Consider the following 12,424-nt stretch of genomic DNA (forward strand, 5'->3'; position numbering starts at 1 on the left):
CGGCTCCCACGCTCAGGTCGTCAGGCGGCGCTGGACGAGGTGCAGGACGAGGCCGAGGAGCAGGAGGCCGGCGGCGAGCAGCCAGACCTGCGCCGTCTGCTGGGTCAGCAGGACCAGGCAGCTGAGGATGGCGAGCACCGGCAGCAGCCGCGGCGCCCGGAAGTGCTCGTGCTCCACCCTGTCCTTGCGCAGCACCAGCACCGCGAGGTTGGTGCTGAGGAACACGAAGAGCAGCAGGAGCACCACCGTCTCGGCGAGCATCGCCAGCGTCCCGACCGCCGCGAGGATGATCGACAGTCCGGTGGTCGCGACGATCGCCACCCACGGCGTGCGGCGCCCGGGCAGCACCCGCGCGAGCACCGACGGCAGCAAGCCTTCGTCCGCCATCCCGTACACCAGCCGCGAGCTCATGATGGAGGTCAGCAGCGCCCCGTTGGCGACCGCGATGAGCGCGATGAGGCTGAACAGCCACGCCGGCATCGCGACGCCGGTGGCCTCGACGACGGTCAGCAGCGGGCCGCTGGACTCGGCGAGCTCGTCGGCCGGCACCATGGCGCTGGAGACCAGCGCGATGAGGAGGTAGACCAGCCCCGTCACCGCCAGTGCCCCGAACAGCGCCTTCGGGTACACCCGGGAGACGTCCTGGACCTCCTCGGCGACGTTGGCCGACGTCTCGAAGCCGACGAAGCTGTAGAAGGCCAGCAGTGACGCGGCGAGCACCGCGCCGACGACGCCGTCGCCCTGGGGCAGCTCGGTGAGCCGGGCGACGTCGCCCTTCCCGCTGCCCAGCGCGATGCCGGCGAGCACGATCACGACCACGAGCCCGCCGACCTCGATCACGGTCATGACGAGGTTGGAGCGCACCGACTCCTTGATGCCGCGGGCGTTGAGCAGCGCGACGAGGACGAGGAACACCGGCGCGGCCACCGCGACCGGGACCGAGAAGAACGTGCCGAGGTAGTCACCGGCGAAGGCGACCGCCAGCCCGGCGACGCTGACGACGCCGGCGGCCAGCATGGAGAAGCCGACGAGGAAGGAGACCAGCGGGCGGCGGAACGCGCGCTGCGCGAAGATCGCTGCGCCGCCCGCCTTGGGGTACTTGGTCACCAGCTCCGCGTACGACGCCGCGGTCAGCAGCGCCATCACCAGGGCGACGAGGATCGGCGCCCAGATGATCCCGCCGGCGTCGCCGGCCAGCTCGCCGGTGAGGACGTAGACCCCCGCCCCGAGCACATCACCGAGGATGAAGACGAACAGCAGGAACGGGGTGATCCCCCGCCGCAGCCGGGTGCCGGTCGATGACGTGTCAGCTGGGGCCTGCGTTGGCATGCGCCCCATGCTGGCGGCAGCGCGGCACGACCGCACGCCGAGCGTTACGACGCGTTCGCAGCCGCCTCGCCGAGCGCCTCGGTGTAGTCCGCCAGCCCCCAGGTGAGGGACAGCGCGGTGGGCGGGGACATCGCGGCGACGAGCTGGTCACCGGTGATGTTGGCGATCGCGCCGCGCTGGACCGCGGGGAGCGCCTGCGCGTACGACTGCGCGAGGAACGCCTCGACCTCCTCCTCGGTGCTCGCGTAGTTGACGACGAGGTCCGCCTCGAGCTGGTCGGTCTGCTCGTAGGACAGCGAGTACAAGAAGGTCTCGCCTCCGGAGTCGAGCTCCTCGACGGCCGGCGCGCTCACCAGACCGAGGTCGAGCAGGAAGTCGACCCGGGAGTCGGCGGGCTTGTAGACGTAGAACGTGCCACCGACGTCCCAGATGGCGGCCACGGTCAGCCCGTCGAGCTCCGGGTGGGCTGCGGCGGCGTCGTCGAGCGTGGCGTCGAGGTCGGCGACGAGCGCGTCGGCCTCCGCCGCCAGCCCCAGCGACTGCCCGACGATGGTGATCACCTCGCGCCACGGCGTGGTCCACGGTTCCTCCGGGAAGACGACGGTCGGCGCGATCTCGGTCAGCACCTCGTACTGCTCGGCGGTGATGCCGGAGTACGGCGCGAGGATGAGGTCGGGGTCGAGCTCGTCGATCTCCTCGTAGGCCGGTTCCTCGACGGTGGCCGGCAGGATGGCCGGCTCGGCGCCGAGGGTCTCGAGCTCCTCGTTGACCCAGGGCAGCAAGCCGTTCTCGTCGACCGCGTAGGTCTGCGCCTCGATGCCGACCGGCACGACGCCGAGCGCGAGCGCGGCCTCGGTCGAGCCCCAGCCGAGGGTGACGACGTCAGTGACGTCGGCCGGGATCTCGGTCTGCCCGAAGGCGTGCTCGACGACGGTGGCGCCGTCCCCGCCCGCCTCGGGTGCGCCGTCGTCGGCGGGGTCGGGGTCACCGCTGCAGGCGGTGAGGGTGAGGGTCGCGGCGGTGGCCGCTGCTGCTACGGCTGCGAGGTGTGTGCGTCGAGGCACGGGAGCTCCCGGGTGATTGGTGGTGGGGATGAGGACAGTCAGGGCCGCGGTGGCGCGGGTTGGTGGAACCGGCCGATGGGCACCACCATCGGGGCGCCGCAGACCGGGTCCGCGACGACCCGCGCGCGCAGCCCGAAGGCCTCGGCGACGAGGTCCTCGGTGAGGATGTCCGCCGGGCGGCCGATCGCCAGCACCTGGCCGTCGCGCATGACGACGAGGTGGTCGGCGTAGCGGGCCGCGAGGTTGAGGTCGTGCAGCACCATGACGACGGTGCTCGCCCGCTCCTGGTTGAGCGCGAGGAGCAGGTCGAGCACCTCGAGCTGGTGGGTGACGTCGAGGAAGGTCGTCGGCTCGTCGAGCAGCAGGATGTCGGGGTCCTGGGCCAGCGCCATCGCGATCCACACCTGCTGCCGCTGCCCGCCGGACAGCTCGTCGACCCGGCGCCCGGCGAGGTCGAGGCTGCCGGTGGCCTCCAGCGCGGCGGTGACGACGTCGTCGTCGCTCGAGCTCCACTGCCGGAACCAGCCCTGGTGAGGGTGACGCCCGCGGCCGACGAGGTCCGCGACGGTGATGCCCTCGGGGGCGGTGGGGCTCTGCGGCAGTATCCCGATGGTGCGCGCCACCTCGCGGGGCGGCAGGTCGTGGAGCCGGCGACCGTCGAGCGTGACGACGCCGGCAGCCGGGCGCAGCAGCCGGGCGAGGCCGCGCAGCAGCGTGGACTTCCCGCAGCCGTTGGCGCCGACGATGACGGTGATCGCGCCGCGCGGGACCGCGAGGTCGAGCTCGGTGACGACGCGGTGACCGTCGTAGGCGAGGCTGAGGCCCTCGGCCCGGAGGTCGTGGCCGGGCTTGGGCGCCGACGGCGCGCCGTGGCTCATCCGACCTCCCGCCGGCCGCTGGTGGCGAGCAGCCACAGCAGGTAGGGAGCGCCGACGGCGCCGGTGATGATTCCCACGGGGACCTCCAGGGAGGGGATGAGGTGCTGGGCGACGAGCTCGGCGGCAACAACGACGACGGCGCCGACCAGCGCGGCGGCGCCGAGGGCCAGCCCGCCGGTGGGCAGCAGCCGGCGCGCGATCGGCGCCGACACGAACGCGACGAAGGCGACCGGTCCGGCGTACGCGGTGGCCCCGGCGGCGAGCGCGACCGCCACCGCGAGGACGAGCAGCCGGGCCGGCTCCACCCGCACGCCCAGGCCGCCGGCGGCCTCGTCGCCGAGCTCGAGCGCCCGCAGCCGGCGGGCCGCGACCAGGACCACCGGCAGCAGCACGACGAGGATGACCGCCAGCGCCGCGACGTCCCGCCAGCGCGGCGTGCCGATGCTGCCGACCAGCCAGACGAGGGCGGTGCGGACGTCGTTGACCTCGCTGCGGGTGAGCAGGTAGTTGATGCCGGCGTTGACCGCGAACGCGATCGCCACGCCGACGAGCACGAACCGGTAGCCGGCGACCCCGCCGCGCCAGGCGAGCAGGTAGATGGCGCTGGCGACCACCGCGGCGCCAACGAACGCGGCGAGCCCGACGACCGCACCGGACAGCCCGAGGGCGACGATCGCGAACGCCGCCGCAAGGCTCGCTCCCCCGCTGACGCCGAGGATGTCCGGGCTGGCGAGCGGGTTGCGCAGCACCGACTGGAACAGCCCGCCGGCGATCCCGAAGGCGACGCCGACGAGCATCCCCATGATCAGCCGCGGCAGCCGCAGCCGGCCGATGGCGAAGGAGGCGTCGCCGCTGCCCGCGCCGAGCAGGCCCGCGAGGTGGTCGAGCGCCTCGCCAGCATGGCCGCCCCAGGAGAGGCTGGCCCACGCCAGCGCGAGGACGACGGCGGCGAGCGTGCCAGTGACGGCCAGCGTCCGCCGTCGTCGTGCTCGTCGGACGGTGCGCAGCACGTCGCCCGGGGCGGCGGTGGGCGTCACGGCGGGGGCCGGCGACGTCGTCGTCACAGTCCGGCCGTCCGGGTGCGGCGGACGATGGCGATCATCACCGGGGCGCCGACGAACGCGACGACGAGACCGGCCTCGAGCTCGCCGGGGCGGGCGATGAGCCGGCCGACGACGTCCGCGGCCAGCAGCAGGGCGGGGCCCACGACGGCGGCGTAGGCGAGGACCCAGCGGTAGTCCGGGCCGGTGAGCGGCCGGATGATGTGCGGCACGACGAGCCCGACGAACACGATCGGGCCGGCCAGCGCGGTCGCGCCGCCGGCGAGCAGCACCACGGCGAGGAACGCCAGCACCCGCGCGCGGGGCACGTGCAGGCCGAGGCCGCGGGCGATGTCGTCACCCAACGAGAGCAGGTTGAGCGAGCGGCCGGACAGCAGCGCGAGCACCGCGCCGGCGGCGAGGAACGGCAGCAGGGTGAGGACGACGTCGCCCCCGGAGCCGCTCCCCCGGCCGGCGAGCGAGCCGACCGCCCAGAACCGGTAGGTGTTGGTCGCCGTCGTGCTGCCGAGGAGCAGCAGCGTGAGGACGGAGGTGATGCCGGCGGTCAGCGCGGTGCCGGCGAGGGCGAGCTTGACCGGGGTGGCGCCGTCACGGCCGAGGGCACCGACGGTGTAGACGACGACGGTCGCGGCCGCCGCGCCGGCGAACGCGAACCAGATGTAGCCCGACGGGCTGGTGATCCCGAACAGCGTGATCGACAGCACGACGAACAGCGAGGCGCCGGCGTTGACGCCGAGCAGGCCGGGGTCGGCCAGCGGGTTGCGGGTGACGCCCTGCATCACGGTGCCCGCCAGCCCGAGCGCGGCACCGACGAGCAGGCCGACCGCGGTGCGCGGCAGCCGCTGGTCCAGCACCACGCTGTGGTCGTTGTTCCCCGCAGCCCGCTCGGCGAGCGCGTCGAGGACGGTGCCGAGCGGGACCTCCCGGGCACCGAGCGCGAGGCTGGCCGCGACGACGACGAGCAGCAGCCCGACGGCGCCGCCCAGCCCGAGCAGCCGGCGCCGGACCGGTGCCGCACGTAGCTGCGCCCCGGCCCCGAGCGCCTGCGTCATCCCCGCATCCCCCGCGCCCACACCAGCCTTCGCGCCCACAGCCGACTTGTCACCGACAGCCGACTTGTCACCGACAGCGGGATTGTCCTCGACAGCCGACTTGTCACCGACAGCCGACTTGTCCTCGACAGCCGACTTGTCCTCGACAGCGGGATTGTCACCGACAGCCGACTTGTCACCGACAGCGGGATTGTCGACGGCGGCGTGCCGGTGCTCACTGGGCCTCGGTGCGGCCCAGCCGCCAGTAGCCCATGAAGGCCACCCGACGTCGGCACACGCCGGTGTCGGACACCAGCAGCCGGCGCAGCGTCTTGATGACGCCCGCCTCACCGGCGAACCAGGCGTAGAAGTCCGAGCCGCAGCGCTCGCCCCGGCCGCAGGAGTCGATCGGCTGCACCTGGAGGACCGGGGAGTCCCACAGCAGCTGGTTGTCGACGTCGACGTCCTCGAGCGTCTGCCCGACGACGGCTCGGGCGTCGTCGACGACGGCCGCGTGCGCGGTCACCCAGTCACGGACGGCCGGCACGAGCTCGTGACCGTGCGGGTGCTCGCCGCGGGCGAGCCAGGTGACCTCGGCACCCTCGGGCAGCGTGACGTCGAGCATGTCGCCCGCCTCGGGGACCTCGATGAATGCACGGGCCCGACGTCCGGCCGGCAGCTGCTCGAGGATCGAGCAGATGGCCGGCGCAGCGGTCTCGTCGCCGGCGAGAAGCAGCTCACGGGCGCTGCCGGGCGCCCAGTCGGCGCCGGTGGTGTGGGTGGCCGAGCGGGTGTCGGGGCCGACCATGACGAGCCGGTCACCGGCCGTGGCGCGCCGGAGCCAGCGCGAGGCCGGTCCGGCGTCACCGTGGATGACCATGTCGACGTCGACCTCGGCCCGCTCGGGGCGCACGGCGCGGATCGTGTAGGTGCGGAACGGGCCGCGCAACGCCTCGGGCGTCTGGCGCCAGCGCTCGTACCAGGTGCCGTCGAGGATGGCCTGCGGATCGTCGGCGCCGACGTCGGTGAGGTGGCCGTCGTCGAGCGGGAAGAGCAGCTTGATGCGCTGGTCGTGGCCGTGGGCGCCGAACCAGGCGAGGTCGTCGCCGGTGAAGGTCACCCGGCGGAAGTGCGGGCCCAGCGTGCGGATGCCGGACACCTCGACGGCGAACGGCCGGTAGGCGGGGCGGTCGTCGCGCACCACGGAGGCGACCGCACCCGCAGCCCTTGGTGAGGTAAGCATTACCTAAGTAGATCATCCCGCCGCGGGTGCGCGCTACCCCGGATTTCGACGCCGACGTCGGTCGCTCCGCGCGTCCCCCCGGCGATGTCAGTGGTCACTGGCACGCTGCAGACATGAGGAGCTCTCGGGTACCGATCTCGGCGACGGCGCTGGTGGCGTCGTTCTTCGCCAGCGGTGCCGTCGTGAGCCACCCGACCATCCGGCCCCGGATCACGCGGGTCCGCCAGCACCTGGACACCTACCTCGACACCGAGGCCGAGCAGCTCCTCGGCTACGACGACCTCATCCTGCTCGATGTCCAACGACAGCTCGATCCCGTGCACGCGGTGCTGCAGGTCGGTGGGGTGCCGCTGCTCATCCATGCGTTGCCCGGCTTCTGCCAACCCGCCTGGCTGCTGCCCGACCCCGCCGACGCCCGCGCACAGCTGCTGACGGTGCTCGCGCTGCACGACTGGATCGTGGGCGAGGTGCCCGCCGCGGCGTCGCACGAGTCGTCCGACCGGGTGAGGCTGGCCGCCCGTGCCGCCTTCGCGCTCCTCGACGGCACCCCGCACGGTCACGGCACCGCGCGCGGCCACGAGCTCAGCTGAGACGGCCGCCGGCCCGGTCACGAGTCGTGACCGGGCCGGCGGTTTGCTGTCCATGGTGCCGTCTCAGGCAGTGACCGGGCCACCCGAGGTCACGCGGCGCGAGCGCCGACGACCGGTGCTCGTCGTTGCGGGCTCGGCCTCCCCCGCCACGGCGTCGGCCTTCGGGGCGTCGGCCTTGGCGGGCGCCTTGGTGGCCTCCGCGTCCGCCCGAGCGGCGTCACCTGTCGCCATGCCGGCAGTCGCCGGTGCGGCGTCCGCCGTCGCGTCGGCCGTCGCCGGTGCGGCCTCGCCAGCGGCAGCCGGCGCGGTGGTCTCGGACCGTACCGCTCGCCGGCCGCCGCGCGCGGGAGCCCGGGTCGGCAGCGCTGCCTCGAGCGCCTCGAGGCTGGCCGTCGTCGTCGCCGCTGCCGGGTCGGTGGCCTGCGTCGTCGATGCCGTCGGCAGCTCGATCGGGGCCTCGGCCTGCGTTGCAGCCTTGGTCCCACCACCGGAGGTCACGCGCCGACGGCCACGGGCCGGGGCAGGTGCGTCCTCACCGGCGGGCGCGCCGTCAGCGGCAGGCTTGGCGGGTGCCACATCAGCGGCCCGCGTGGCGGGCGCCGCGTCACCAGCGGACGTGGCGGGCGCCGCGCCGGTGGCGGACGTGGCGTCGGACACGGCCGCGGCGGTCGCACCGTCCGACCCGGCCGAGGCGGCGTCCGCCTCATCCTGCGGGATCTCGTCGTGGGCCTGGGCAGCGGCGGCCGCGATGGTCGCGAGCGTGGCCTTGACGGCATCACGGGCCTTGATGCTCTCCGGGTCGTCGGAGACCGGCGGCAGCTCGACGGGCTTCTCCTGCACGACCGGGCGGCCGCTGGAGCTCGCGGTGTCGCTGCCGGGCTTACGGGCCCCGCGACGGCGCGAACCGCCGTTGTCACCGTTGCCCGAGCTCTTCTCGATCGGCTGGTCGTGGACGATGAAACCGCGCCCGGCGCAGTGCTCGCAGGTCTCGCTGAACGCCTCGACGAGCCCCTGGCCCACCCGCTTGCGAGTCATCTGGATGAGCCCGAGCGAGGTCACCTCCGCCACCTGGTGGCGGGTGCGGTCGCGCCCGAGGCACTCGATGAGCCGGCGCATGACCAGGTCACGGTTCGACTCGAGCACCATGTCGATGAAGTCGATGACGATGATGCCGCCGATGTCGCGCAGCCGGAGCTGACGCACGACCTCCTCGGCCGCCTCGAGGTTGTTCTTCGTCACCGTCTCCTCGAGGGTCCCCCCCGAGCCGACGAACTTGCCGGTGTTGACGTCGACGACGGTCATCGCCTCGGTCCGGTCGATCACCAGCGAGCCGCCGGAAGGCAGGTAGACCTTGCGGTCCATCCCCTTGGCGAGCTGCTCGTCGATGCGGTAAGCGGCGAAGACGTCCTTGCTGTCCGTCCAGTGGTGCATCCGGTGGGCGAGGTCCGGGGACAACTCCCCCACGTACTCCGAGATCGTCTGCCAGGCGCCGTCACCGGCGACGGTCAGCGCACGGAAGTCCTCGTTGAAGACGTCGCGCACCACCCGCACGGCCAGCTCGGGCTCGCCCTGGAGCAGCACCGGCGCCGCCTTGGCGGACTTCGCCTTGGCCTGGATCGACTCCCACTTGCGGGTGAGGCGCTCGACGTCGGCGCGCAGCTGCTCCTCGGAGGCTCCCTCAGCGGCGGTGCGCACGATGACGCCCGAGCCGGCGGGCACGATCTCCTTGAGCAGCTTCTTCAGGCGAGCGCGCTCGTTCTCCGGCAGCTTGCGCGAGATCCCGGTCATCGCACCCGAGGGCACGAGCACGAGGTAGCGGCCGGCGAGGGTCACCTGCGAGGTGAGCCGGGCGCCCTTGTGGCCGATCGGGTCCTTGGTCACCTGGACCATGACGGGGTCGCCGGAGGACAGCGCCTGCTCGATCCGGCGGGGCTTGCCACCCATGCCGACGGCGTCCCAGTTGACCTCACCGGCGTAGAGCACGGCGTTGCGGCCGCGGCCGAGGTCGACGAAGGCGGCTTCCATGCTCGGCAGCACGTTCTGCACGCGGCCGAGGTAGACATTGCCGACCATCGAGCTCTGCGTCTCCTGGGCGACGTAGTGCTCGACGAGCACCTTGTCCTCCAGGACGGCGATCTGGATGCGTCCGTCGTGCTCGCGCACGATCATCTCGCGGTCGACGGCCTCACGGCGGGCAAGGAACTCCGACTCGCTGATCGTCGTGCGGCGACGACCGGCGTCGCGGCCGTCCCGGCGGCGCTGGCGCTTGGCCTCGAGCCGGGTCGACCCGTGCAGCGGGGTGATCTCGTCGCGTGCCGCACGACCCTCGCGGGAGTCGGCGGTGCCGGAGTCCTCGGTCGAGCGCGACCCGCTGCTGCGACGACGACGACGGCGACGGCGGCTCGAGCCGTCCGAGCTGTCGTCGTCGGAGTCGTCCTGGTCGTCGCGGGCGTCGTCCGCGGCGTTGCTGGATGTGGCGCGGCCGCTGCTCGCGGGTGCACTGTCGTTTGACGACTCGTCGGAGTCGTCTGCGGAGCTGTCGGAGTCGTCGGAGTCCTCGTCGTGCTGAGGACCGCGGTTGCGCCGACCACGGCCTCCGCGGCGGCGACGACGACGGCCGCTGCTCTCGCTGGAGTCGCTCGCGCCGTTGTCGGCCGTGGCCTCGTCGGTGTCGGTGTCGCTGCCGGCCTCGGCGTCGCTCGCGTCGGTGCCGGCGGTGTCGGCAGTGTGATCGGCAGAGTCCTGGCCGGAGCGGCCTCGGCCACCGCCGGAGCCCTGCCCGGAACGACGGCGCTGGCCACGACCGTTGCGTTGCTTCGGCGCGGTGTCGTCGGTGTCGTCCTCTTCCTCGGTGTCCTCGTTGGCCGGCTGGGGCGCGACGGGGGCGCCAGCAGCCGCCTGCACCCGACGGCGCGAGCGGGTGGGCTCGGGGGCCCGGAAGAGCAGCGCGGTGGCCGGCAGCCGCAGGTCCTCCTCGGTGCCGTCCTCCTCGGTCTCGTCCTCGTCCTCGTCGTCGATCTCGTCCGTCACCGGGTCCTGCTGCTGCGGTGCGGAGCTGAAGGCGGCCATGACGTCGATCTGCTGGTCGGCTGAGCGCTTGCTGCGTCGGCGTGACGTGGCGGCGGCCGGTGCATCGGCGTCGGAGGCAGTGTCCGTGGCGCCGGAAGCGGTGGCGTCAGCGGCGGTGGCGTCGCCAGCGGTGTCCGTGCTGGCCGGCGCGTCGGTGGTGCTCGCGGCCGGGGCCTGCGGTGCGGCGGCGGCCGCGGTCACGCGGCGCCGGCTGCCCCGGGTGCGCGGGGCGGACGTGGTCTCGCCGGCCGGTGCGGCGTCGGCGGACGCGTCTCCCTCAGCGGCCGGTGCGGCGGCGGCCGAGGACACGTCTGCGGACGGGGTGGCGTCACTGGACGGGGCGTCGTCAGCGGACGGGGTGGCGTCGACGACCGGCGCCGGTGCGGTGGCAGCCTTGGTCGCCCGGCGGCGCGGCGCACGTGCCTTGGCCGGGGCAGCCTCGGTGAGAGCCTCCTCCGCCGGAGCTGCGGCCGGGGCGTCGGCCGCCGGGTCTGCGGTCGCGGCAGCGTCCTGCTCGGTGGCGGTGTCGGCACCCTCGGCCGGCGCCGGGACGGTCGCGCGGCGCGGCGCGCGCTTGGCCGGGGTCTTCTTCGGCGCGGCGTCGACCGCAGCATCGGCGGGGACGGCGACGCTGTCAGCAGCAGCCGCGTCCTGGGTGCCGGCCGTGGTGGCGGCGTCGTCAGCCGGTGCGGCTGCGCTCTCGGTCGCGGCGGCGACCTTCTTGCGGGGGGCGCGCTTCTTGGCGGCCGGCTTCGTCTCGGTGGGCTTCGACTCGGCCTCGGTGACGGCGTCGGGCGTGGTCTGGCTGCTGGCGACGTCGCCCTCGGCGGTCGTGGCCTGGCCGGCGGCGGCCTCGGTGGTCGCCTTGGCAGTCTTGGCCGCGGTGGTCTTGGCGGCGGTGGTCTTGGCGGTGCCCGCCTTGGCGGCGGTGGTCTTGGCGGCCGTGGTCTTGGCAGTGCCAGCCTTGGTGGCGGTGCCGGTGGCCTTGGCGGCGGTTGCCTTGGTGGCGGTGGTCTTCGCCGCCGTCGCACGCTTGCGTGCCGGCGCCTTCGCGGGGGCCGGCTCGTCGGCGGCGGTGTCGGTGGTCGTGGTGTCGACGGCCGCGGTGTCGGTGGCCGGCTCAGCGGCCGCCGTAGTCGCGCTCGTGGCCCGACGACGCGTCGTCTTCGCCGGTGTCTTGGTTGCGGTGGCGTCGTCCGCGGCTGCGTCGGTGGCCGGCGCGCTCGCGGCGGGCTCGGCGGTGGTGACGCGGCGGGCCCTGGGGGCGCGCTTGGCGGCGGCCTTGGGTGCGTCGGCCTCGGCGGCCGGCTCGCTGCTCGCCGTCGTGTCCTGCGGCGCGACCGGCGCGGTGGACGCGGCAGTGACGCGTCGGCGACGTGCCGGTGCCTTCGCCTCGGTTGCCGATCCGTCAGAGTTGGTCGGTGTCGTAGTCATGTGGTTCCTCGCCGTGGTCCCCGGCCACACCACCGGTACCTCGGAATGTCAGTCGACGTCAGCCTCGGCCGACGACGGAAGTTGTGTAGTCCGCCCCTACCGCGCTGGTGCGCGCCGCACGGGCGGCAACGTCGTCAGGCGTCCTGCGCACGTCGGGTCTCCCCGCCGCAGCGTCGAAGGTCCGCCCCTCTGCAGCAGCGCGCTCACCCGGATGGTGAGGCGGCGCAAGTCGAGGTAGAAGCCTGATCGTCGTTGGGCCGAGGAACGGGGTGTGGACCTGTTCTCCGACCATTAGCGAGTATCGCACACATCATCCGGGCAGACCCGAGCGGCACACCCGGGCCGTCGATCCCGGCACCGGCCGCCGCCCTACTCGTGGGTAGCCCCCATGAGATGGAGCAGCTCGTGCACCGTCGGGTCGGTCAGCGTGTAGCAGACTGTTCGACCGACACGCTCGTCTCGCACCCAGCCCTGCAGCCGCAGCAGCCGCAACGCCTGCGAGGCGGCCGTGCTCGTGATCCCGCTCGCCTCGGCGAGCTGCCCCACCGAGGCGGCCCCGGGGCCGGCCTGGTGCATGGTCGCGAGCAGTCGCAGCCGAGTCGGATCGCCGAGCAGGTGGAACCGCGCGGCCCAGGCCGCGATGTCGAGGTCGTGCGCCATGTGCCCGTGCATCGTCCCACCCTGCCGTGACCGCGCGTCACCGGCCACCTTATGCTTACCTGTTC

General features: G+C 73.7%; 10 protein-coding genes. 1 reads left to right on the forward strand and 9 read right to left on the reverse strand.

Annotated elements, in window-relative coordinates:
• Positions 1–12 precede the first annotated feature (12 nt).
• Genes V2J52_RS12025 through V2J52_RS12055 form a run of 7 tightly spaced genes read right to left on the reverse strand, consistent with a single transcriptional unit; the run spans position 13 to position 6,606 of the window.
• Positions 13–1,329: an APC family permease gene (locus V2J52_RS12025; RefSeq protein WP_331227957.1), complete on the reverse strand. Its 1,317-nt coding sequence runs from the start codon at positions 1,327–1,329 to the stop codon at positions 13–15.
• Between the two features lie 44 nt (positions 1,330–1,373).
• Positions 1,374–2,393 carry an ABC transporter substrate-binding protein gene (locus tag V2J52_RS12030; protein WP_331227958.1) on the reverse strand — a complete coding sequence of 340 codons (1,020 nt, stop codon included), beginning with the start codon at positions 2,391–2,393 and terminating at the stop codon, positions 1,374–1,376.
• Positions 2,394–2,431: 38 nt separating this feature from the next.
• Entirely contained in the window at positions 2,432–3,271 is an 840-nt protein-coding gene (locus V2J52_RS12035) for an ABC transporter ATP-binding protein (RefSeq protein WP_331227959.1), read from the reverse strand.
• Positions 3,268–4,335 (reverse strand): FecCD family ABC transporter permease, encoded by a 1,068-nt coding sequence (locus V2J52_RS12040; RefSeq protein ID WP_331227960.1) that lies wholly within the window; start codon positions 4,333–4,335, stop codon positions 3,268–3,270. Before V2J52_RS12040 ends, V2J52_RS12035 begins: the two co-directional genes overlap by 4 nt.
• Positions 4,332–5,384: a FecCD family ABC transporter permease gene (locus tag V2J52_RS12045; protein WP_331227961.1), complete on the reverse strand. Its 1,053-nt coding sequence runs from the start codon at positions 5,382–5,384 to the stop codon at positions 4,332–4,334. The genes V2J52_RS12040 and V2J52_RS12045 overlap by 4 nt, the downstream gene beginning before the upstream one ends.
• On the reverse strand, positions 5,381–5,602 hold the full coding sequence (locus tag V2J52_RS12050) for a hypothetical protein (protein ID WP_331227962.1): 222 nt from the start codon (positions 5,600–5,602) through the stop codon (positions 5,381–5,383). Before V2J52_RS12050 ends, V2J52_RS12045 begins: the two co-directional genes overlap by 4 nt.
• Complete coding sequence (locus V2J52_RS12055) at positions 5,599–6,606, reverse strand: siderophore-interacting protein (protein ID WP_331227963.1); 1,008 nt, start codon at positions 6,604–6,606, stop codon at positions 5,599–5,601. Before V2J52_RS12055 ends, V2J52_RS12050 begins: the two co-directional genes overlap by 4 nt.
• Before the next feature lie 113 nt (positions 6,607–6,719).
• Between V2J52_RS12055 and V2J52_RS12060 the strand changes: the two genes are divergently transcribed.
• Positions 6,720–7,196, forward strand: coding sequence for a hypothetical protein (locus V2J52_RS12060; protein ID WP_331227964.1), 477 nt, complete (start codon positions 6,720–6,722; stop codon positions 7,194–7,196).
• Between the two features lie 63 nt (positions 7,197–7,259).
• On the opposite strand, the gene V2J52_RS12065 is transcribed toward V2J52_RS12060, so the two are convergent.
• Positions 7,260–11,699, reverse strand: a complete 4,440-nt coding sequence (locus V2J52_RS12065; protein ID WP_331227965.1) for an Rne/Rng family ribonuclease — start codon at positions 11,697–11,699, stop codon at positions 7,260–7,262.
• A 369-nt stretch (positions 11,700–12,068) separates the two neighbouring features.
• Complete coding sequence (locus V2J52_RS12070) at positions 12,069–12,371, reverse strand: ArsR/SmtB family transcription factor (protein WP_331227966.1); 303 nt, start codon at positions 12,369–12,371, stop codon at positions 12,069–12,071.
• Between the last annotated feature and the right edge of the window lie 53 nt (positions 12,372–12,424).

Origin of the sequence: Georgenia sunbinii, assembly GCF_036421875.1 — a bacterium.
Classification (GTDB): domain Bacteria; phylum Actinomycetota; class Actinomycetes; order Actinomycetales; family Actinomycetaceae; genus Georgenia_B; species Georgenia_B sunbinii.

Bases quoted from the DNA above. Each gene is read 5' to 3' on its own strand.
- V2J52_RS12025 (WP_331227957.1), bottom strand. From the start codon at position 1,329: ATGCCAACGCAGGCCCCAGCTGACACGTCATCGACCGGCACCCGGCTG.
- V2J52_RS12035 (WP_331227959.1), bottom strand. From the start codon at position 3,271: ATGAGCCACGGCGCGCCGTCGGCGCCCAAGCCCGGCCACGACCTCCGG.
- V2J52_RS12045 (WP_331227961.1), bottom strand. From the start codon at position 5,384: ATGACGCAGGCGCTCGGGGCCGGGGCGCAGCTACGTGCGGCACCGGTC.
- V2J52_RS12055 (WP_331227963.1), bottom strand. From the start codon at position 6,606: ATGCTTACCTCACCAAGGGCTGCGGGTGCGGTCGCCTCCGTGGTGCGC.
- V2J52_RS12060 (WP_331227964.1), top strand. From the start codon at position 6,720: ATGAGGAGCTCTCGGGTACCGATCTCGGCGACGGCGCTGGTGGCGTCG.
- V2J52_RS12065 (WP_331227965.1), bottom strand. From the start codon at position 11,699: ATGACTACGACACCGACCAACTCTGACGGATCGGCAACCGAGGCGAAG.
- V2J52_RS12070 (WP_331227966.1), bottom strand. From the start codon at position 12,371: ATGCACGGGCACATGGCGCACGACCTCGACATCGCGGCCTGGGCCGCG.